A 20,581-nucleotide genomic window follows, 5' to 3' on the forward strand; every position below is an offset into this window, starting at 1 on the left:
TAGGGAACGCACGGGATGCGGTCTTCCGCACCGTCGGACGGACGGGAGGCTCGGTGCCGGTCCGGCACCGAGCCTCCCGTCCGGTGGGTGGTCGCGTCGCGACCGGGTGCAGCTGCGTTACGCGGCGGCGGGCTCTGAAGCGGCAGCGGCGAGCGCGTCCAGCGCGCCCTGGACCAGCTGGGTGACCTCGGCGTCCTCACGCGGATGGGTCTCGGCGAAGCGGACGACCGACTGCGGGATCGCGACCTTGACGTCCTCGAGGACCTTCGCACCGGCGATGCCGGCGGCCTTGCGGGCGTCGTCGTGTGCCCAGACGCCGCCGTACTGGCCGAACGCCGAACCGATGACCGCCAGCGGCTTGCCGGAGATGGGGGAGGCGCCGAACGGACGCGAGGCCCAGTCGAGCGCGTTCTTCAGCACGGCCGGGATGGTGCCGTTGTACTCGGGGGTGATGAGCAGCACGCCGTCGGCGTCGGCGAGCGCCTGACGGAAGGCGACCGCTGCGGCGGGCGGGGTGTCGCCGTCGATGTCCTCGTTGTAGAACGGCAGGTCGACGATGCCCTCGTAGACGGAGAGCTCGAAGCCCTCTGGGGCGTGGTGGATCGCGGCTTCGGCGAGCTTGCGGTTGATGGAGCCGGCGCGGAGGCTGCCGACGAGGACGAGGACGTTCGTCATGGATGGACCTTTCAGTACGGAACTCGTTGCCGAGTGGAATGGTTTCATCGACAACCAATGCCCTGCGAGCGGGAGGTATTCCCGGTTGCTCCGTGAACGGCGTGTCCGGCGTGGGTACGCTCGGCCGCGTGAGCCCACGGACCCCCACCAGCACCCCGCGCACCCCGGACCCGGACTGGTGGCGCCAGGCCGTCGTCTACCAGGTCTACCCGCGGAGCTTCGCCGACTCCGACGCCGACGGCCTCGGCGACGTCGCCGGCATCACGAGCCGCGTGCCGTACCTGGCCGGCCTGGGCGTCGACGCGATCTGGCTCTCGCCGTTCTTCCCGTCGCCCCTGGCGGACGGCGGCTACGACGTCGCGGACTACCGGGACGTCGACCCGCGGCTCGGCACGCTCGCCGACTTCGACGCCCTGGTCCGCTCGGCGCACGAGCACGACATCCGGGTGATCGTGGACGTCGTCCCGAACCACACCTCCGACGAGCACGCGTGGTTCCGCGCCGCGCTCGCCGCTGCCCCCGGGTCCGTGGAACGCGCGCGGTACGTGTTCCGCGACGGCTCCGGCCCCGACGGGTCGCTCCCGCCGAGCGACTGGGTGTCGAACTTCGGGGGCAGCGCCTGGACCCGCGTCCCCGACGGCCAGTGGTACCTGCACCTGTTCGCCCCGGAACAGCCGGACCTGGACTGGTCGAACCCGTCGGTCCGGAGCGACTTCGAGGACACCCTGCGCTTCTGGTCGGACCGCGGGGTGGACGGGTTCCGCGTGGACGTCGCGCACGGGCTCGCGAAGGACCTGTCGGTGCCGTACCGGCCCTCGAACGAGCACGACCTGCCGCTCGACGGCTCCGACCCGCTGTACGACCGCGACGAGGTCCACGAGGTGTTCGCGTCCTGGCGCTCCGTCCTCGACGAGTACGACCCGCCCCGCGCGGCGATCGCCGAGGCCTGGGCACCGGCACCCCGTCGCGTGCTCTACGCCCGGCCCACCGAGCTGGGGCAGGCGTTCAACTTCGACCTGCTCGAGGCGCCGTTCGAGGCCGACGCCTTCCGGGGCGTCATCGAGCGGAACCTGGCGATGTCGGAGGAGTCCGGGGCGTCGAGCACGTGGGTGCTCTCGAACCACGACGTCGTCCGGCACGCCACCCGCTACGGACTGCCCGACGACGCGGACACCGACGCCTGGCTGATGACCGACGGGGTCTCGCCGGCCCTGGACCGCGACCGGGGGCTCCGGCGAGCCCGTGCCGCGTCGCTGCTGCAGTTCGCACTGCCCGGGTCGTCGTACGCGTACCAGGGCGAGGAGCTCGGCCTGCACGAGGCGGCGGCGATCCCGCGCGACCTGCTGCAGGACCCGAAGTGGCTCCGGTCGGGACACACCGTGAAGGGGCGCGACGGCTGCCGGGTGCCCATCCCGTGGACCCGGTCCGGGCCCTCGTTCGGCTTCGGGGACGTGGCGCCGCAGCTGCCGCAGCCCGTGGACTTCGGCGTGTCCTCGGTCGAGGCGGAGGACGGCGAACCCGACTCGACGCTCTCGCTCTACCGCTCGGCGTTCGCCCTCCGGCGGGAGCTGCAGCACGGCGAGACCCTGGCGTGGGTGGACGCCCCGGACGGCGTCGTCGGCTTCGCTCGGCACGACGGGTGGCGGTCGTACACGAACTTCGGCGCGGACCCCGTGCCGATGCCCGCCGGCACGGTGTTGCTGGCATCGGGGCCGCTCGGCGACGGCGTGCTGCCGGGGGAGACGACGGTCTGGGTCGCCTGACCGGCCCGGTGGGTGGCTGAGTCCTCCACAGCCGGGAGGCTCGGGGTGACGATCCACAGATCGTCTCGGGTCCGCCTCGTGGTGGCGTCCCGATCGCGACCATCGGGGCATGACAGATCCACTCACCCCTGTTCCCCTGGCCCCGGTTCACCCGTCCGCTGTTCCCCCGGCCCCTGATCCCCTGGCCCCTGTTCCCCTGGCACCGCGTCGTCGGGTGCTGCGCCGTTGCGTCGCGGTCACGACGTCGCTCGGCGCGCTCGCCCTGCTCGCCGCGCCCGCCTTCGTCGCACCGCCCCCGTCGGCGTCCGCGGCCGACCTGGCCTTCCCGTACGACCAGTCCTTCGCCACCGCTGACGGCGGTGTCCTGAGCGGTGACGCCCGGATCCTCGACGGGCGACTCCGCCTCACCGACGACGCCACGAGCAAGGCGGGCTCCTGGGCGACGACGGACACCTTCCCCTCCACCGCCGGACTCGAGATCGAGTTCGACTACGCGATGTACTCCACCGGGCCCCTCGCCGGCGCCGACGGCCTGCTGCTGTACCTGGCAGACGGCGCCGCTCCGGCAGGCGTCGGCGCGACCGGAGCGGGCCTCGGCTACACCTGCGTCAAGCAGGCGACCCAGGGGCAGGGCAAGTGCGACGTCGCGGGGATCCCCGGCGGGTTCGCCGCGTTCGCGCTCGACCACTACGGCAACTTCTCCCTGCCGATCAACGACAGCGGACCCGGCGCCACGCAGGACTCGGTCGTGATCCGCGGCTCCGGCAACGGGGTCGATGGCTACCGCTTCGTGCGGGGCATCCCGGCACCCGGCGGCGTGGTGTCCTCCGGCACGACACCACGGAAGGTCGCCGTCACACTGCTCCCCGGCACCGACGGTGAGCTCTCCGCGACCGTCCGGGTCGAAGCCGGTGGCGGCATGCGCACGGTGCTCGACCGGGTCCCCCTGCACGGCGACGGTCAGGCGCCGCTCCCGCCGACGCTCCGGCTCGGCTTCGCCGGTGCCACCGGGTCCTTCGCCGAGGTGCACGAGGTCGACTCCCTCCGCGTCCGGCAACCGGCCGACCTCCGGGTGGAGCACGACATGCCGCCCGTCGTCGCCGGCGAACGCGTCAGCTACACCGTGACCGCGTCGAACGTCGGCGCGAACGCATCGACGCCGAGCCCGCTCACCGTCGACGTCCCGGACCAGCTCTCGGACGTCCGGTGGACCTCCGGCGACGTGACCGGCACCGGCGACGTGGCGACCGATCTCGCGCTGGACCGTGGGGCCTCGGCCACCGTGACGATCGAGGGCACGCTGGAAGCCGGGGCCACCGGCGAGCTGTCGAGCACCGCCACCATCGCCACCGCTCCGCACCTCGCCGACTCCGACGAGTCGGACAACACCTCGACCGCCACGGCGCCGGTCGCCGCGTCCGCCGAGCTCGAGACGGACAAGACCGTCACGCCGGGGGTCGACGTGCACCCGGGCGACCGTCTCGAGTACACCGTGACCGCGCGGAACCGTGGTCCTTCCCTCGCCCGGGCGGTCTCCGTCGTGGACGACCTGCCCGAGGCGCTGACGTTCGTCGACTCGCCGGACGGGTGCACGGCCGAGGGGCAGCGGGTGACCTGCGGCGGCGACCTGGACACGGACCTCGCGCCGGACGAGGAACGCTCCTTCCGGTTCCACGCGGACCTCGACGCGGAGTACCGCGGCGACGGCTCCGATGTGGTGAACGTGGCGACGGCGGAATCCCCGACCGATGCCGACGGCGGTGACCCCTCGCCCGGCGTCGGGATCGAGGTCGTCGAGCCCGACGCCCCGGGCGACGGCGGGGACGGTGACGACGGCGGCGACGGAGATGACGACGGCGGTCTGCTCCCGGGGCCGACGCACTCCGGCGGACCCACCGTCGCGCCGGTCGGGAACGGCGGCGGCGCACCGGGGCAGGGTGGAGCACTCGCCTACACGGGTGCCTCCGACCTCGGGATCGTGGCGGCGGTGGGCGGGGCGCTCGCCGCAGCAGGAGGCGTCTGCTGGTGGGTCGCACGACGGCGCGTCCGGGCTTCCGCGCACGACCTGCCGGTGGACTGAACCGTCCTGTTCCGACCTGCTCCTGTTCCGACCTGCGCTGACGTCCCCGGTCGTCGGTGCAGGTCGGAGCATCCTCAGTTCCGAGGCCACGTGCACGGACGGGGCACATCCCGGGCGGCGGTAGGATCGATCGTACGATCCGCATGCCCGAAAGAGGTCTCGTGTCCGACTCCGTCGCCGACGCACACCAGCGCGCGCGGTACTGGCCGATCCCCATTCTCCGGGCAGTCCCCGCCGCGGTCGTCGCGCTCGTCATCACCTTCTCGTCGAACCACGCCGCCGGGTACGGCCTGCTGCTGTTCGGTGCGTTCGCCGTCGTCGAGGGCGCGGTCCTCGGCATCGGCAGCGCCACCCGGCTGCGTGACGACGGCCGCTCGCGCCGCACCGCGCTCGTCCAGGCGGTCATCAGCGTCCTCGCCGGTGTCGCAGCCGTGGCGTGCAACGGTCTCGGGCTGCCGGCGTTCATCTCCGTGGTCGTCGCGTTCGCGGTCCTCACCGGGGCGCTCGAGCTGACGCAGGGCATCCGCGCCCGGCGTCGGTCGCCGTTCGCCCGCGACTGGATGACCGTCGGCGGCCTGACGCTGCTCCTGGCGATCGCGTTCCTCGTGACGCCGCCGGACTACTCGCAGCAACTCGGCGGCATCGAACAGGTACCTGGCACCCTCGACGCCTCGGTCGTCCTCGTCGGCCTGCTCGGCGCCTACCTCGCCATCACGGCGGTCTTCCACGTGATCGCCGGCCTCTCGCACAAGTGGGGGACGGCTGCTCCGGCGGCCTCCCCGGACGGAGCACCACACGCATGACCACCCCCAGCCGTCGTGACCGCCTGCGCCCGGTCGAACTCCTCGGGATCTCCGCGATCATCGCGGTGTTCACCGGACTCGTCGTGCTGCTGTCGACGCGTGAGGTCACGCTCGCGCTGATCTTCCTCGGCATCGCGTTCATCGTGGTCGTCGTGGTGCTCGCGATGCTGCAGCTCGCATCGACGAGCGACCAGGACGACAACGACATGCTCGGCGGGCACAAGACCCCGGGCGAAGGAGACGGCGACGGCTTCCACTGACGTCCGGCGCCCGGTCCAGGGCGACCAGGAGCTCCCGACGCGGTACCGCCACCGGTACCTGATCCTCGCGGTCTGCTGCATGAGCCTGTTCATCGTCTCGATGGACGCGACCGTGGTGAACGTGGCACTGCCGTCCATCGGCCGGGAACTCCACTCGACGATCTCCGGCCTGCAGTGGACGATCGACGCCTACACGCTGGTGCTCGCCAGCCTGCTGATGCTCTCGGGCTCGACCGCCGACCGGATCGGCCGCCGTCGGACGTTCCAGATCGGCCTCGCACTCTTCTCGGTCGGGTCGCTGCTCTGCTCCGTCGCACCGAGTGTCGGCTGGCTCGTGGTGTTCCGGATGGTGCAGGCCGTCGGCGGCTCGATGATGAACCCCGTCGCGATGTCGATCATCACGGCCACGTTCGACGACGCCAAGGAGCGGGCACGTGCCGTGGGCGTCTGGGGTGCGGTCGTCGGCGTCTCGATGGGCGTCGGCCCCCTCGTCGGCGGTGCCCTCACCGACACCGTCGGCTGGCGAGCCATCTTCTGGATCAACGTGCCGATCGGCATCGCCGCGATCGTCCTCACGTTCCTGTTCGTCCCCGAGTCCCGCGCGCCGAAGCCCCGCCGGCTCGACCCGCTCGGACAGGGCATCGTCATCGTGCTGCTCGCGACCCTGGTCGGCGGGCTGATCGAGGGACCACGGCTCGGCTGGACCTCCGTCGGGACCCTCGGGCTGTTCGTCGTCGCCGCAGCCGCCCTCGTGCTGCTCGTCGTCGTCGAACGCCGACGCGACGAACCACTCATCGACGTCCGGTTCTTCCGCAGCATCCCGTTCTCGTCCTCCGTCCTCACCGCGATCGTGGCGTTCGGGGCGAACGGGGCGTTCCTGTTCCTCAACGCGCTCTACCTGCAGGAGGTCCGGGGCATGTCCCCGTTCGAGGCCGGGCTCTGGACACTGCCCGCCGCCCTCGCGACGATGCTCGTGTCGCCGCTGTCCGGGCGGCTCGTCGGGTCGTTCGGCACCAGGGTCCCGCTCGTCCTGGCCGGGATCGGCATCCTCGGCGCCGGGCTCGTCCTCACCACCATCGACGCGCACACGCCGATGGGGGTCCTGGTGGCAGCCTTCGTCCTGTTCGGCTTCGGGTTCGGCATGGTGAACGCCCCGATCACGAACACCGCGGTGTCCGGGATGCCCCGCGCACAGGCCGGCTCGGCCGCTGCCGTGGCCTCGACGAGCCGCCAGACCGGGGTCTCGCTCGGCGTCGCGCTCGCGGGAACGGTGACCGGAGCGAGCGCCGTGGCCAGTGTCGGCGCGGACTTCGCAGTGGCCACCCACGCGATGTGGTGGATCGTCGTCGGCATCGGCGCCTTCATCGTGGCGATCGGCTTCGTGTCGTCCTCCGCCGCCGCGCACCGCTCGGTCGAGCGCGTCGCACCCCTCCTCGACGCCTGAGCCGTCGCGCCGCTGAGCCCGTCAGCGGCGCGCGGCCACGATGTCCCGCGCGAGCGCCCGGACCGCCCGGTTCGGCTCGACGTCTGCGCGCATGGCCAGTCCGACGCGGAGCGGGGTGACCTCGTCGACGAGGTCGATCGCGACCCCGTCGTGCTCGACGCCGGAGTCCGGCACCACACCGACCCCGAGGCCGGCGGTGGCGAACCGGATCACCGCTGGCATGTCGTTCATCTCGGCGACGATCCGCCGGCGGATCCCGAGCCGCTCGAGCGCCTGGTCGAGGATGATCCGGTTGCCGAACCCGTGGGCGGTGTCGATGAACGACTCGTCCGCGAGCTCCGACAGGGACAGTGACGCCCGTCCGGCCAGGGGGTGGTCGGCGGCGAGGAACACCCGGAACGGCATCTCCCGCAGGGGTTCCACGACGATCCCCGCGGGGAGCGACGGCAGCCCGGAGTAGGCGAGGTCGAGTCGGCCGGCGGCCAGGTCCTGCACGAGTCCGGTGGTGCCGGACGGGCTGGTCCGGAGCTCCACGGTCACCAGGGGGTGACGGTCGCTGAACGTCCGCAGGACCCCGGTCAGGTCGACGATGTCCATGCTCGTGAAGATCCCCAGCCGGACCCGCCCGCGCAGGTCCGCGTCGTCGGTCGTCGCGAGGTCCTGCATCCGGTCGATGGTCGCGAGCACGGCGCGGGCGTGCGGGAGCAGGTCCTCGCCGACGGCGGTCAGCACGAGGTGCCGGCCGGTGCGGTCGAACAGGCGGACGCCGAACGTGCGCTCGAGGCTGGCGATCCCCGCGGACACCGTCGACTGCGCCGCCCAGAGCCGTTCAGCGGCACGGGTGACGCTGCCCTCGGTGGCCACGGTGACGAACTGTTCGAGCAGGCGGGTCTCCATGAAGCCATCATCGACCCGATCGATGATCTCCATCAAGAGGATCCGTTGGACTCGATGGACGCGGCGCGCGATCCTCAGAGCATGTCATCCGTCATCGAGACCGCTGGAACGCCCACCGCAGCGACGTCCCTCACTGCCTCCGGTTCCACGCCCACCGCACCCCGCGGCCGCCGAGCACACTCCCGTCGCCGGCACGGGATCGGCTTCTGGTCCGTCGCGTTCGCGTTCGCGGCGGTGATGGCGTTCGGGACCGTCCCGGCACCGCTCTACGTCCTGTACCAGGCGCGGGACGGCTTCCCGACGTTCACGACCACCGTGGTCTTCGCCGCGTACGGGGTCGGGGTCGTCGGTTCCCTGTGGCTCGCCGGACACCTCAGTGACGGGCACGGACGGAAGCCGCTCATCCTGGTCTCCATCGCGCTCGAGATCGTCGCGGCGATCCTGTTCCTGGTGTGGAACGACGTCAGCGGCCTCATCGTCGCCCGGCTCGTCACCGGCCTCGGCATCGGCATGCTCACCGCGACGGCCACCGCGCACCTCGGCGAGCTCCGTGTCCGGGCGACCGGGGACGAGGCCTCCGCGAAGGGCGCCAGCGTCGCGGCGGGCGTCGTGAACCTCGGTGGTCTGTCGCTCGGCGCCCTCGTCGGCGGTGCCCTCGCCGAGTTCGTCGGCAAGCCGCTCATGGTGCCGTACGAGGTCTTCGTGGTCGCCCTGGTCGTCGCCTTCGTGCTGGTCCTCGCCGTCCCGGAGACGGTCGACCGTCCCGCCGAGCGCGTCGCCTACCGTCCCCAGCGCGTCCAGGCGCCGGCCGGCAAGTCCGCCGCGTTCTGGGCCGCAGGCACGGGAGCGTTCGCCGCCTTCGCGGTGCAGGGGCTCTTCACCTCGGTCGCGCCGACGTTCCTCGGGACGACCTTCCACGTCACCGACCGACTGGCAGCCGGCGCGACGACGTTCGGGGTCTTCGCCGCGAGTGCCGTCTCGCAGCTCGTCTTCGCCCGGCTGGCGCAGCGCACGCAGATCCGCCTCGGCGTCGTGCTCCTGGTCGGCGGCCTCGCGGTCCTCGCCGCCGCGGCCGTGGTCCTGCAGGTCGCGGGGTTCATCGCCGGTGGCGTCGTCGCCGGTGCCGGGGTCGGCCTGCTCTTCCGCGCCAGCATCGGCAGCGCCGGGGCCCTCGCCGCGCCCGCGCAGCGCGGCGGGGTCCTCGCCGCGGTGTTCCTCATCGCCTACGCGGGCCTGACGGTCCCGGTCGTGGCGGTCGGCGCCGCCCTCCTGGTGCTCCCGACGCTCGCCGTCCTCATCGGGTACGTGGTGCTCGTCTCGGCGCTGGCGATCGTCGCCGGAGCCCGACTGGCCGCGCGCGCCTGACGCGCGCCGGGCCTCCCGGCATACTGGGCGCATGCCGTCTCGACGCAACCGATCCGTCGTCACGGGGGTCGCCGCGGTCATCGCGGCGGCCCTCGTGGTCGGCGGGTTCGCGCTGACCGCACAACAGGGCAGCGACGACCCGGTCATCGCCGGGCCGTCGGCGTCGACGGCCCCGACGGCGGAGGCGACCTCCGACGGGGTGGTCGTGATCGCCCGTCAGGGTGCGGACCTGCCGGGTGCCGCCGTGCTGCAGCGCTGCGACACGAGCAGCCGCGCGGACGTCGCCAGCTACGACACCGCGGCCCTCGGGGACGTGGTCATGCAGTGCGGGAACTCGAGCCAGGGGTACGAGCACATCCGGGTGCGGCACACCGCGGACTGGCAGGGTGTGCTCGCCGGGAGCGGCTCGCGGGACTGGGACGACGCGATGCTCACGGCCGTGCAGGCGGTGCTCACGGCGCCACGCGACGGGTTCCCGAAGGACGCCGGCGACGGCAAGGTCTGCTACGCGGCGGCGCTGCGGTTCGACGACGGGTCGACGCCCTCGCCGGACGGCTTCGTGAAGGTCATCGTGTCCGAGACCACCGACCGCGTGATCACCGCGTACCCCACCCGCTCCGACGACTGCTGACGCGGGCCGCGCCCCGGCCGCCCCACGCCCGCCCCGGGCTGACCCCGAACGACAGGACCGTCGTCGTACGACAGCATGGGCGTCGTTCCTTGCGCGCGCCGGATGTTGCGGACGCGGGGATGCGACAGCGCGGTCGTCGTACGACAGCGACGTTGTCGTTCCGCGTCAGTCCCGCGGGCACCACGGCGCCGCGACCGACCGCCGACCCGACCCGACCCCCGACCCCGACCGCCGACCGCCGACCGCTACGCGTGCACGTCGTGCTCGTGCCGGCGGTGCGACGCCGGCTCGAGCTGGAACGTGGAGTGCTCGACCGGCACGTCGAAGTGCTCCGCGACGCACTGCTGCAGCTCGTCGAGGATCGCCGGGGCGTGCGCCGTCGTGAAGCAGTGGTCGTCCACCACCACGTGCGCCGTGAGGTTCGGCACCCCGGTGGCGACGAGCGTGGCGTGCAGGTCGTGCACGGCGATCACGTGGTCGAGCTCGAGGATGTGGCCGCGGACGTCCTCGAGGTCGAGACCGGGGGGAGTCGCCTCGAGCAGGACGTTCGCGGTCTCGCGGAGCAGCCGGATCGCCCGCGGCAGGATCAGCCCGCCGATGATGAGCGCCGCGACCGAGTCCGCCCGCTCCCACCCGGTGAACGCGAGCACGATCGCCGCGCCGATGACCGCGACCGAGCCGAGCGTGTCGTTGAGGACCTCGAGCCGGGCGGCCCGGGACGTGAAGTTCTCGCCGGAGGCCCGGAGCAGCACCGAGTACGCGACGAGGTTGCCGACGAGCCCGATGACCCCGAAGACCAGCAGCGGACCGGAGTGGATCTCCGCCGGCACGAACAGCCGCTGGATCGCGGAGATGATCACGTAGACGCCGACGGCCAGCAGGATCGCGGCCTGCGCGGTGGCCCCCAGGACCTCGGCGCGCTGGAAGCCCCAGGTGCGCTGCGACGTGGGGGACCGGCGGGCGAGCCGGGTGGCGACGAGGCCGATCCCGATCCCACCGGTGTCGACGACCATGTGCCCGGCGTCGACGAGGAGGGCGAGGGACCCGGTGACCACGGCGCCGACGACCTCGGCGAGCAGGATCGTCGCGGAGATGCAGAACGCCACGAGGAGCGCGCGCTCGTTGGCGCTCCCGTGTGCATGCCCGTGGTCGTGTCCCATGCCCCAATCGTAGGGAGCACAGCCGTGGACATGCCAGGGACCAGCGGCTGGCCGACGCGGCGGTGCCCTGCGCCGATCGGGCGCAGGGCACCGTGTGAGGGCGTCGTCAGTGTTGGTCCGCGCTGCGGCGGATCGCCGCGCCCGTGTAGACGATCGCTGTGAAGAGGGCCAGCGCGGCGATCACGATGCTCCCCCAGCGCCCGGCGGTACCGGGTGCCGTGGTGAGCACCGCGCTGCCGGCCACGAGCACGAGGCTGACGGCGATGGCAAACGGCACGCTGATCAACAGACGGCGCAGGGCTCCCGACCCTCTCTGCGTCAAGCGCATCGCGGTTTCACCTTGCCTCCGGCGAATGGGTACACCTTGTCATTCCCCTTCGAGATGGGCGGAAGCAACAGCGCGACCGCTCCCGAACCGTAACGACATCGGACGCTGATATGCAACGTTTTGAATTGCTCCCGTGACGCTCGTGGAACGATTCGATGACGAAGCCGACCTGCAGCGCGTGTCCCTGGTGCTGGCGGCACCGTTCCTCGGCACGCTGTACCGGTACGAGGGGGCGTTCCGGGATGAGATCGCGCCGGACACCGACGGGGGAGCACGATGACCGAGACGACCAGGGGCCGAGCCGTGATCGCGGGGGCGAGCGGCTTCGTGGGGCAGTACCTGCGGGACGCCTTCCGCGACGAGGGCTACGACGTCGTCACGATCGGCCGCACGGGCGACGCGGTGTGGGGCAACACGCTCCGCATCCGCGAGCTGGTGGACGGCGCCGCGATCGTCGTGAACATGGCGGGGAAGAGCGTGAACTGCCGGTACGGCCGTCGGAACCGCGCGGAGATCATCCGATCGCGGGTGGACACCACGCTCGAGTTCGCCGAGGCGATCCGCACGTCGGAGCACCCGCCGCCGCTGTGGCTGAACGCGTCCACCGCGACGATCTACCGGCACGCCGACGACCGCCCGCAGGACGAAGCGACCGGCGAGCTCGGCGAGGGCTTCTCGGTCGGGGTGGCGCGCGCGTGGGAGGACGCCTTCTTCGGCGCGGACCTGCCCGGTACCCGTCGTGTCGCACTCCGGATGGCGATCGTGTTCGGTGACGGCAGTGCCCTGGTGCCACTGCTCCGCCTCGCGCAGGCGGGCCTCGGCGGGGCGCAGATCGACGGGCCGTGGTTCCCGACTCCCGGGCGCCTCGCGGCGGGCACCTACCACCACGACCGACACACCCGCGGGCGCCAGAAGTTCAGCTGGGTGCACATCGCGGACGTCCTCGGCGCGATCCGGTTCGTCCGGGACCACGAGGAGATCGACGGGCCGGTGAACGTCTCGAGCCCCAACCCGTCGGACAACCGCACGGTGATGGCGACCATCCGGGACTCCGTCGGGCGGCGCTTCGGGATGCCGACCCCGCGGTGGGTGCTCGAGGTGGGGACGTTCGCGATCCGGTCGGAGACGGAGCTCGTGCTGAAGAGCCGGTGGGTCGTCCCGGCCCGGCTGGTCGAGGCCGGCTACGAGTTCCGGTACCCGCTGCTCCGTGGGGCGCTCGCGAGCATCATCGCGGAGCGTCGCCAGCACCGGGGCTGAGCGCCGGCACGACCGGGTCGGTCCCCGTCTGCTGATCGAGTGCGCGGTCGTGGTGATCGAACCCGGCATCAGACCGCATCGTCTGCGCACTCGACGCAGCCGCCACCCCCGCCGCCACCGCAACCGCCACCGCAGCTGGAGCAGCCGGCAGGCCCGGCGCTGTCCGCGACGCCCACAGCACCCCGCCCACGACGACGGCCCCCGCGAGCACCTCGACCAGGTCCGGCACCTCCCCGAACGCCACCCACGACGCCAGGACCCCGACCACGGGGACGAGCATCGAGAACGGCGCGACGGTGCTCGACGGGTACGTGCCGAGCAGCCGCGACCAGATCCCGTAGCCGACGAGCGACGCCACGAGCACGATGTAGAGCAGCCCGAGGTCAGCGGGCAGCGCCGACGGCGTGAACGCGGTCCCGAGCGCGTGTCCCATCCGCGCCGGCCCCTCGACGACGAACGACAGCACCGCCATCGGGATCGGCGGGACGACGGACCACCACAGCGTCAGGTGCAGTGGGTTCACCGGCCCCGCACGCCGGGTGGCGACGTTGCCGATCGCCCACCCGAGGGCGCCGCAGAGCGCGAGCACGACGGGCAGCAGCGCGGCGGTCTGCGAGCGGTGCACGGCGATCGCGGCGAGTGCGCACACGGCGATCGTGACCCCGACGACCTGCCGCCCGCTCAGGCGCTCGCGGAGGAACACCCCGGCGAGCACGACGGTGAACGGCGCCGACGCCTGCAGCACCAGCGAGGCCAGTCCGGACGGCATCCCGGACGCCATGCTGAGGTAGAGGAACGCGAACTGCAGCACGCCGAGTCCGAAGCCGATCAGCAGGAGCCGCCCGAACGGCATCTTCGGCCGCGGCACGAACAGCAGCGTCGGGATCGCGAGGAGGGTGAACCGCAGGGCGGCGAGCAGGAACGGCGGGAAGTGCTCGAGAGCGAGCGCCGTCGCGGGGAAGTTCAGTCCCCAGACGACGGCGACGACCACGGCGAGGAGACGATCACGGAGGAGCACCCTCCGATCGTGGCGCAGGAGAAGTGGTAGGACCAGCGAACGTTGTGACACCGACGATGTAGGTTCCCTGCATGGTCGCATTCGACATCGCACTGCTGCCGGTCCTCCGGGAACTCGACGAGCGCGGATCGGTCACCGCCGTCGCGGCAGCCACCCACCGCACGCCGAGTGCGGTGTCGCAGCAGTTGCAGACCCTGCAGCGCCAGGTCGGCGTCGCACTGGTCGAGCGGGTCGGCCGCGGCGTGCGGCTGACCGAGGACGGCCGGGTCCTCGCGGGCCTCGCCACCGGCGTCGCGACGGCGATCGCGACCGTCGACGCGGCCTGGCAGGAGCACCTCGGCGGTGCATCCGGGACGGTGGACCTGGCGATCTTCCCGTCCGCCGCGGAACTGCTGCTCCCCGGTCTCCTCACCAGGATGCGTGAGCACCCCGGCGTCGAACTCGTGCTCTCCGACGCGGACGTCAGTGAGGACGAGTTCGCCCCGCTCGCCGCCGACCACGACGTCGTCGTCGGCCACCGCCCGGACGGCGCCCCCGCTCCGGACCGCGCATCGCTGACGACGGTGCCGCTCCTCCGGGAACCGCTCGACGTCGCCCTCCCCGAGGGCCACCGGCTCGCCGGTCACGAGCGCGTCCGCATCGACGAGGTCGTCGACGAGACGTGGATCGGTGTGCCGGAGGGGTACCCGATCGACCGCGTGCTCACCGCGATGGCAGCCGCGACGGACGCACCGCCGCAGGTCGCGTTCCGCACGATCCACCTGCCGGTGATCGAGAACCTGGTCGCCGCCGGACACGGTGTCGCGCTGGTCCCGCGCTACACCTCGGGCACGCGGGCGCCCGGCCGGTTCCGCCTCGCGGAGCTGGCCGACGTCCGCGCCGGTCGCCGGATCGAAGCGCTGGTCCGCCCGGACCGGATGGTCCGTCCCGTGGTCCGCACCGTCCTGGAGGCCCTGGTCGCCACCGCCCTGGACGTCACCACCTGAGGTGGTGCGGCCCGCGGCGGGGCCGCACCGAGCCTCCCGTCAGGTGCACTGCCGCACCGGGACGGACGTGACCTCAGACGTCGAGGTGGTCGACCAGCTCGTCCGCCAGGCCGGTGTACGTGGCCGGCGTGAGGTTCGTCAGCCGCGCCTTCGCACCGTCGGAGATGTCCAGGCCGTTCACGAACGCGACGAGGTCCTGCTGTCCGATCCGCTTGCCGCGGGTGAGTTCCTTGAGCATCGCGTAGGGGTCCTCGATGTCGGACTGGCCGGCGGTGACCTCGGCGCGGATGACCGTCTGGATCGCCTCCCCGAGCACCTCCCAGTTGCCGTCGAGGTCCTCGGCGAGGCGCTCGACGTTCACCGAGATCTCGCCGAGCCCGCGACGGAGGTTGTCGAGCGCGAGCAGCGAGTGTCCGAACGCGACGCCGACGTTGCGCTGCGTGGTGGAGTCGGTCAGGTCGCGCTGCAGGCGGCTCGTGACGAGGGTCTCCGACAGGGTGGAGAACAGGGCCGTCGAGATCTCGAGGTTCGCCTCGGCGTTCTCGAACCGGATCGGGTTGATCTTGTGCGGCATCGTCGACGACCCCGTGGCACCGGCCACCGGGATCTGCGTGAAGTACCCCATCGAGATGTAGGTCCACACGTCCGTGGCCAGGTTGTGCAGGATCCGGTTCGCGTGCCGGACCCGGTCGTACAGCTCGGCCTGCCAGTCGTGCGACTCGATCTGCGTGGTCAGCGGGTTCCACGTCAGGCCGAGCCCCTCGACGAACTCCCGCGACAGCGTGGGCCAGTCGGCCTCGGGGTCCGCGGCGAGGTGCGCCGAGAACGTGCCCGTCGCGCCGGAGAACTTGCCGAGGTACTCGCTGCCCTCGATCTGGGCGAGCACGCGCTCGAGCCGGTACACGACGACCGCGAGCTCCTTGCCGAGCGTCGTCGGCGTCGCGGGCTGGCCGTGGGTGTGGGAGAGCATCGGGACTGCGCGGAGCTCGAGCGCGACCTCGCGCAGGCGAGCGACGACGGCCGTGAACGCGGGCAGCCAGACGTGCTCCGTCGCGTCCTTGATGGTGAGCGCGTAGGAGAGGTTGTTGATGTCCTCGCTGGTGCAGGCGAAGTGCGTCAGCTCGGCGATGGCGTCGAGGCCGAGCTCGGACAGCCGGCGGCGGACGAAGTACTCGACGGCCTTGACGTCGTGGCGGGTCGTCGCCTCGATCTCCGCGAGCTCGGCGATCTGCGCCTGGCCGAAGTCCGTGACGATGGCGCGGAGGGCGGCCTTGTCGTCGACGCTGAGCGGCGACGTGGTGAACATCGCGTGGTCGGTCAGGAAGATCAGCCACTCCACCTCGACGGTGATGCGGGCACGGTTCAGGCCGGCCTCGGAGAGGTGCTCGCCCACCGTGTGCACGACCGGGTAGTACCGCCCGTCGAGTGGGCTGATCGGCTGCGGGGGAAGGGGGGTCATGGTGCTCCCTGGCGGACGGCCGGTTCGATCTGGTGGAAGAGTGCTCGGCAGGCCCGTTCGACCGTGCTGAGGACCCGGTCGAACTCGTGCCGGTCCGCGTAGTACGGGTCCGGAACGTCGGCCTGCTCTGGCCAGGCGTCGTCGTACCGCAGCAGGAGCGTCACCTTCGCGGCGTCGTCCATCGTGGGTGCCCACGACCGCAGGATGCGTTCGTGGGAGCGGTCGAGTGCGACCACCAGGTCGAGGTCCGGGAACCGGTCCGGGTCGAACTGACGGGCGCGATGCCTGCTGCCATCGTATCCGCGCGCCGCGAGTGCTGCGATCGTCCGCTCGTCCGCGGGCTCGCCGACGTGCCAGTCGCCGGTGCCGGCGGAGTGCACCTGGAAGCGGTCGGTCATCCCGGCGTCGTCGACGAAGCGCTGGAAGACGATCTCGGCCATCGGGGAGCGGCAGATGTTGCCGCTGCAGACGAACGACACGCGGAAGGGCGACGGGGCGCCGACGTCCGTGGTCATCCCCACATCATGACGCATCGACGCGACACACCGCTGCCCGGTGCGCGCACGCCCGGTGTCACGGGCGCTGGCTCACGCGCGCGGGCGGGCGCTGGCTCATGCGCGCGGGCGGGCGCTGGCTCACGCGCGCGGGCGGTTCAGCACCGGCCGGGCGAACAGGCCGATCAGCCACGCGAAGACGGCGAGCACGAGTGCGCCCACGATGCCCCAGCCGAAGGACTCGACGTCGAGGCCGAACCCGATGGCGGAGGAGATCCCGGCCACGATCAGCAGCAGGATCCCGTTCACCACGAGCGAGATGAGCCCGAGGGTCAGGATGTAGATCGGGAACGCCACGATCCGGATGAGCGTGCCGATGACGGCGTTCACGAGCCCGAAGACGAAGGCGACGAGCAGGTACGTGAGGACGGTCGCGACGGGGCCGCCGTCCCCGAAGGCCGTGACGGAGACGCCGCTGACGATGAGCGTGGTGAGCCACAGCGCGACGGCGTTGATGACGAGGCGGACGAGGAATCGCATGCCCCCATGATGCCCGCTGGACGGCCTCGTCGCCCGGCCCGGCTGTGGGCGCTGCATCGCGATCCTCCCCGCCGGTAATCTGGGGCCGTGACTGACCAGCCCGTGCACATCCGGCCCGAGATCGCGATCCTCCCCGCCTACAAGCAGGGACGCCAGGCCGCGGCCGACGCGTTCAAGCTGTCGAGCAACGAGAACCCGTTCCCGCCCCTGCCCGGTGTGATCGAGGCCGTCCAGGCGCAGACCGCGTACAACCGCTACCCGGACGCCACCGCCCTGGCCGTGCGCGCCGTGCTCGCGAACCGGTTCGGGCTCACCGTGGACGAGGTCCACGTCGCCCCCGGCAGCGTCGCGATCCTGCACGAGCTCGCGAAGGCCACCTCGGGCCCCGGTGACGAGATCGTCTACGCCTGGCGCTCCTTCGAGGCGTACCCCGGCGTCGTCACGGTCGCCGGCGCGACGAGCGTCCAGGTCCCGAACCGCGCCGACGGCGGCCACGACCTCGACGCGATGGCCGCCGCCGTCACCGAGCGCACCCGCATGGTGATCGTCTGCACCCCGAACAACCCGACCGGGCCGATCGTCACCGGCACCGAGTTCGACGACTTCATGGCGGGGGTGCCGAGCACGGTCCTCGTGGTCCTCGACGAGGCGTACGCGGAGTTCGTCACCGATCCCGACGCGGTCCGCGGGGCGTCGCTCCTGGAGCGGTACCCGAACCTCGTCGTGCTCCGGACGTTCTCGAAGGCGTACGGACTGGCGGGTCTCCGCGTCGGGTACGCGCTCGGACCGGCATACGTCCTGGACGCCGTCCGCGCCTGCGCCATCCCGCTCAGCGTCACGGCGCAGGGGCAGGCCGCGGCGCTCGCCAGCCTCGAACGCGAGACCGAACTGCTCGCCCGCGTCGCCGAGCTCGCCGCGCTGCGCGACCGCATCGTGGCGGAGCTCCGCGGCCAGGGCTGGGACGTCCCGGACGCGCAGGGCAACTTCGTGTGGCTGCCGACCGGTGAGCGCACCGCCGCGGCGGCCGAGGCCTTCGAGCACGCCGGCATCATCGTCCGGGCCTTCGCCCCCGAGGGGATCCGTATCTCGATCGGTGAGCACGAGGCTGTCGAGAAGCTCCTCGAAACCGCGCGTTCGCTTGTCGGGGGACTCACAACGACCGCTGACGCCCGGCCGATACGCTGACCCGCATGTCCTTCCACGCCGCGGCTCCCGCGACGACCATGATCCGGCTCCTCGACTCCGAGGGCCGGTTCGTGGAGACCGACGAGAACGCCGAGTTCGCCGCCGCAGCGCGGGCGATCCCCGACGAGACCCTGCTCGCCATGCACCGCAGGATGGTGATCACGCGTCGGTTCGACCACGCGGCGCACAACCTGCAGCGCACCGGCCAGCTCGGGCTCTGGGTGCCGAGCCACGGGCAGGAAGCCGCGCAGGTCGGCTCCGTGTTCGCGCTCCGCCCGCAGGACCACGTGTTCCCGTCGTACCGCGAGCACGCCGTCACCATGACCCGCGGCGTCGAGCCGATGGAGATCATCAGCCTGTACCGCGGGCTGACGCACGGCGGCTGGAACCCGGACGAGCGCGGCAACACCCACATCTCCACGCTGGTGATCGGTTCGCAGACCCTGCACGCCACCGGGTACGCGATGGGCATGCGCCTCGACGGCGACGTCGGCACGGGCGACCCCGAGCGCGACGCCTGCTCGATCGTGTACTTCGGCGACGGTGCGACCAGCCAGGGCGACGTGAACGAGGCGTACGTCTTCGCCGCTTCGTACAAGGCGCCGGTCGTCTTCTTCCTGCAGAACAACCACTGGGCGATCTCGGTCCCGGTGTCGGTGCAGTCGCCGACCCCGCTCGTGGACCGCCCGCGCGGTTTCGGCATCCCGAGCATCCGCATCGACGGCAACGACATCCTGGCGTCCTACACGGCCAGCGTCGTGGCGACCGACCACGCCCGCTCCGGGCAGGGTCCCGCGTTCGTGGAAGCCGAGACGTACCGCATCGGCGCGCACACCTCCTCCGACGACCCCACCCGCTACCGCGGCGACGACGAGCTCGCCAGCTGGGTGGAGCGCGACCCGATCGCCCGGTCCGAGGGGTACCTGCGCAGCCGCGGTGTCACCGACGCCCAGCTCGCCGAGTTCGAGGAAGAGGGCGAGGCGGTGGCCGCGGACATCCGCACCCGGACCCCGCAGCTCGTCGCCCCGCCGATGGAGACGATGTTCGACAACGTCTACCGCGAACCGCACCCCCGGATCGACGAGCAGAAGCAGTGGCTCGCGAACTACGAGGCCGACCAGGACGGAGCTGACGCATGAGCACCACCGAGCAGCTCTTCGACTACACCCTGCGCTCCCACCCGGGCGCCGGGCAGGTCCCGACCGACCCCACCCCGACCCTGCCGATGGCGAAGGCCCTGAACGCCGGCCTCGCCGCCGCGATGGAGTCGGACGACAAGGTCCTGCTGATGGGTGAGGACATCGGCCGTCTCGGCGGCGTGTTCCGCATCACCGAGGGCCTGCAGGAACGCTTCGGCGACACCCGCGTGATGGACACCCCGCTCGCCGAGTCCGGCATCATCGGCACCGCGATCGGCCTGGCCCTCCGCGGCTACCGTCCGGTCGTGGAGATCCAGTTCGACGGGTTCGTCTGGCCGGGCTTCGACCAGATCACCTCGCAGCTCGCGAAGATGGCGAACCGTCTCCCCGAGCACATGTCGCTGCCGATCGTCATCCGCATCCCCTACGGCGGACACATCGGCGCCGTCGAGCACCACCAGGAGAGCCCGGAGACGTACTTCGCGCACACCCCCGGCCTCCGCGTGGTCAGCCCGAGCACCCCGAACGACGCCTACTGGATGATCCAAGAGGCGATCGCGTCGAAGGACCCCGTGATCTTCATGGAGCCCAAGTCGCGGTACTGGCCGAAGGGGCAGGTCGACCTGGTCGACGGGCACGTCCCGATGCACACCACCCGCGTCGCGCGCACCGGCACCGAGGTCACCCTCGTCGGGCACGGCGCGATGGTCGCCACGCTGATGCAGGCTGCCGAGCTCGCCGAGTCCGAAGGGACGTCGTGCGAGGTCGTGGACCTCCGCTCGATCTCGCCGATCGACTGGGAGCCGCTGCTCGCGTCGGTCCGGAAGACCGGCCGTCTGGTCATCGCGCAAGAGGCATCCGGCTTCGTCAGCGTCGGCAGCGAGATCGCCGCGACCGTCGCCGAGAAGTCCTTCTACACGCTGCAGGCACCGCCCCTGCGGGTGTCCGGCTTCGACATCCCGTTCCCGGTCTCGAAGCTCGAACACCTGCACCTGCCGGACGCCGACCGCGTCCTCGAGGCCGTCGACCGCGCTCTCGCCTACTGACCAGGGTCCGCCAGGACCACCCCCACCGCAGACAGACCGAACCGCCGAAGG

At 71.9% G+C, this 20,581-nt stretch carries 21 protein-coding genes; 13 read left to right on the forward strand and 8 right to left on the reverse strand.

Annotation, left to right across the window (positions count from 1 at the left end):
- Nucleotides 1-117 precede the first annotated feature (117 nt).
- A complete protein-coding gene (locus EDF24_RS04550; protein WP_123654666.1) occupies nucleotides 118-675 on the reverse strand; it encodes an NADPH-dependent FMN reductase in 558 nt (185 codons plus the stop codon).
- A gap of 128 nt (nucleotides 676-803) precedes the next feature.
- Between EDF24_RS04550 and EDF24_RS04555 the strand changes: the two genes are divergently transcribed.
- From EDF24_RS04555 to EDF24_RS04575, 5 genes are all read left to right on the forward strand, one after another.
- The gene (locus tag EDF24_RS04555) at nucleotides 804-2,438 is read left to right on the forward strand and encodes a glycoside hydrolase family 13 protein (RefSeq protein ID WP_260233349.1); all 1,635 of its coding nucleotides are present in this window, start codon (nucleotides 804-806) and stop codon (nucleotides 2,436-2,438) included.
- A gap of 109 nt (nucleotides 2,439-2,547) precedes the next feature.
- Nucleotides 2,548-4,518, forward strand: a complete 1,971-nt coding sequence (locus tag EDF24_RS04560) for a DUF11 domain-containing protein (RefSeq protein WP_148070792.1) — start codon at nucleotides 2,548-2,550, stop codon at nucleotides 4,516-4,518.
- 143 nt (nucleotides 4,519-4,661) lie between these two features.
- The gene (locus EDF24_RS04565) at nucleotides 4,662-5,321 is read left to right on the forward strand and encodes a DUF308 domain-containing protein (RefSeq protein ID WP_123701251.1); all 660 of its coding nucleotides are present in this window, start codon (nucleotides 4,662-4,664) and stop codon (nucleotides 5,319-5,321) included.
- Nucleotides 5,318-5,581, forward strand: a complete 264-nt coding sequence (locus EDF24_RS04570; protein ID WP_123701252.1) for a hypothetical protein — start codon at nucleotides 5,318-5,320, stop codon at nucleotides 5,579-5,581. Before EDF24_RS04565 ends, EDF24_RS04570 begins: the two co-directional genes overlap by 4 nt.
- Before the next feature lie 61 nt (nucleotides 5,582-5,642).
- Nucleotides 5,643-7,025, forward strand: a complete 1,383-nt coding sequence (locus EDF24_RS04575) for a DHA2 family efflux MFS transporter permease subunit (RefSeq protein ID WP_260233364.1) — start codon at nucleotides 5,643-5,645, stop codon at nucleotides 7,023-7,025.
- 21 nt (nucleotides 7,026-7,046) lie between these two features.
- Here the strand turns inward: EDF24_RS04575 and EDF24_RS04580 are convergent, their stop codons facing one another.
- Nucleotides 7,047-7,955 (reverse strand): LysR family transcriptional regulator, encoded by a 909-nt coding sequence (locus tag EDF24_RS04580; RefSeq protein ID WP_123701254.1) that lies wholly within the window; start codon nucleotides 7,953-7,955, stop codon nucleotides 7,047-7,049.
- Nucleotides 7,956-8,003: 48 nt separating this feature from the next.
- On the opposite strand from EDF24_RS04580, the gene EDF24_RS04585 reads away from it, so the two are divergent.
- Entirely contained in the window at nucleotides 8,004-9,287 is a 1,284-nt protein-coding gene (locus EDF24_RS04585; protein WP_123701255.1) for an MFS transporter, read from the forward strand.
- 31 nt (nucleotides 9,288-9,318) lie between these two features.
- Nucleotides 9,319-9,918 (forward strand): hypothetical protein, encoded by a 600-nt coding sequence (locus EDF24_RS04590; protein WP_123701256.1) that lies wholly within the window; start codon nucleotides 9,319-9,321, stop codon nucleotides 9,916-9,918.
- A 245-nt stretch (nucleotides 9,919-10,163) separates the two neighbouring features.
- On the opposite strand, the gene EDF24_RS04595 is transcribed toward EDF24_RS04590, so the two are convergent.
- Nucleotides 10,164-11,078 carry a cation diffusion facilitator family transporter gene (locus tag EDF24_RS04595; RefSeq protein WP_123701257.1) on the reverse strand — a complete coding sequence of 305 codons (915 nt, stop codon included), beginning with the start codon at nucleotides 11,076-11,078 and terminating at the stop codon, nucleotides 10,164-10,166.
- A gap of 106 nt (nucleotides 11,079-11,184) precedes the next feature.
- Nucleotides 11,185-11,355 carry a hypothetical protein gene (locus EDF24_RS19045; RefSeq protein WP_185021554.1) on the reverse strand — a complete coding sequence of 57 codons (171 nt, stop codon included), beginning with the start codon at nucleotides 11,353-11,355 and terminating at the stop codon, nucleotides 11,185-11,187.
- Nucleotides 11,356-11,548: 193 nt separating this feature from the next.
- On the opposite strand from EDF24_RS19045, the gene EDF24_RS19050 reads away from it, so the two are divergent.
- Nucleotides 11,549-11,686 carry a hypothetical protein gene (locus EDF24_RS19050; protein ID WP_185021555.1) on the forward strand — a complete coding sequence of 46 codons (138 nt, stop codon included), beginning with the start codon at nucleotides 11,549-11,551 and terminating at the stop codon, nucleotides 11,684-11,686.
- On the forward strand, nucleotides 11,683-12,663 hold the full coding sequence (locus EDF24_RS04605; protein WP_123701259.1) for an epimerase: 981 nt from the start codon (nucleotides 11,683-11,685) through the stop codon (nucleotides 12,661-12,663). Before EDF24_RS19050 ends, EDF24_RS04605 begins: the two co-directional genes overlap by 4 nt.
- Here the strand turns inward: EDF24_RS04605 and EDF24_RS04610 are convergent.
- On the reverse strand, nucleotides 12,632-13,681 hold the full coding sequence (locus EDF24_RS04610) for an EamA family transporter (RefSeq protein ID WP_260233350.1): 1,050 nt from the start codon (nucleotides 13,679-13,681) through the stop codon (nucleotides 12,632-12,634). The genes EDF24_RS04605 and EDF24_RS04610 overlap by 32 nt on opposite strands.
- Nucleotides 13,682-13,752: 71 nt before the next feature.
- Here EDF24_RS04610 and EDF24_RS04615 point away from each other — a divergent pair, with 71 nt between their 5' ends.
- Nucleotides 13,753-14,667 carry a LysR family transcriptional regulator gene (locus EDF24_RS04615; protein ID WP_123701260.1) on the forward strand — a complete coding sequence of 305 codons (915 nt, stop codon included), beginning with the start codon at nucleotides 13,753-13,755 and terminating at the stop codon, nucleotides 14,665-14,667.
- A 73-nt stretch (nucleotides 14,668-14,740) separates the two neighbouring features.
- Here the strand turns inward: EDF24_RS04615 and purB are convergent, their stop codons facing one another.
- The 3 genes from purB to EDF24_RS04630 all read right to left on the reverse strand — a co-directional run bounded on the left by purB (nucleotide 14,741) and on the right by EDF24_RS04630 (nucleotide 17,160).
- Nucleotides 14,741-16,126 carry an adenylosuccinate lyase gene (gene purB, locus EDF24_RS04620; protein ID WP_123654652.1) on the reverse strand — a complete coding sequence of 462 codons (1,386 nt, stop codon included), beginning with the start codon at nucleotides 16,124-16,126 and terminating at the stop codon, nucleotides 14,741-14,743.
- Nucleotides 16,123-16,641, reverse strand: a complete 519-nt coding sequence (locus tag EDF24_RS04625; protein ID WP_123654651.1) for a low molecular weight protein-tyrosine-phosphatase — start codon at nucleotides 16,639-16,641, stop codon at nucleotides 16,123-16,125. The genes purB and EDF24_RS04625 overlap by 4 nt, the downstream gene beginning before the upstream one ends.
- Before the next feature lie 120 nt (nucleotides 16,642-16,761).
- Nucleotides 16,762-17,160, reverse strand: a complete 399-nt coding sequence (locus EDF24_RS04630; protein ID WP_123654650.1) for a phage holin family protein — start codon at nucleotides 17,158-17,160, stop codon at nucleotides 16,762-16,764.
- Between the two features lie 87 nt (nucleotides 17,161-17,247).
- Here EDF24_RS04630 and EDF24_RS04635 point away from each other — a divergent pair, with 87 nt between their 5' ends.
- From EDF24_RS04635 to EDF24_RS04645, 3 genes are all read left to right on the forward strand, one after another.
- Nucleotides 17,248-18,345 carry a histidinol-phosphate transaminase gene (locus tag EDF24_RS04635; RefSeq protein ID WP_123701261.1) on the forward strand — a complete coding sequence of 366 codons (1,098 nt, stop codon included), beginning with the start codon at nucleotides 17,248-17,250 and terminating at the stop codon, nucleotides 18,343-18,345.
- A 5-nt stretch (nucleotides 18,346-18,350) separates the two neighbouring features.
- Entirely contained in the window at nucleotides 18,351-19,484 is a 1,134-nt protein-coding gene (locus EDF24_RS04640; protein WP_123701262.1) for a thiamine pyrophosphate-dependent enzyme, read from the forward strand.
- An 86-nt stretch (nucleotides 19,485-19,570) separates the two neighbouring features.
- Entirely contained in the window at nucleotides 19,571-20,530 is a 960-nt protein-coding gene (locus tag EDF24_RS04645; RefSeq protein ID WP_123654750.1) for an alpha-ketoacid dehydrogenase subunit beta, read from the forward strand.
- Nucleotides 20,531-20,581: the final 51 nt, after the last annotated feature.

It is taken from the genome of Curtobacterium sp. PhB130 (genome assembly GCF_003755165.1).
Classification (GTDB): Bacteria; Actinomycetota; Actinomycetes; order Actinomycetales; family Microbacteriaceae; genus Curtobacterium.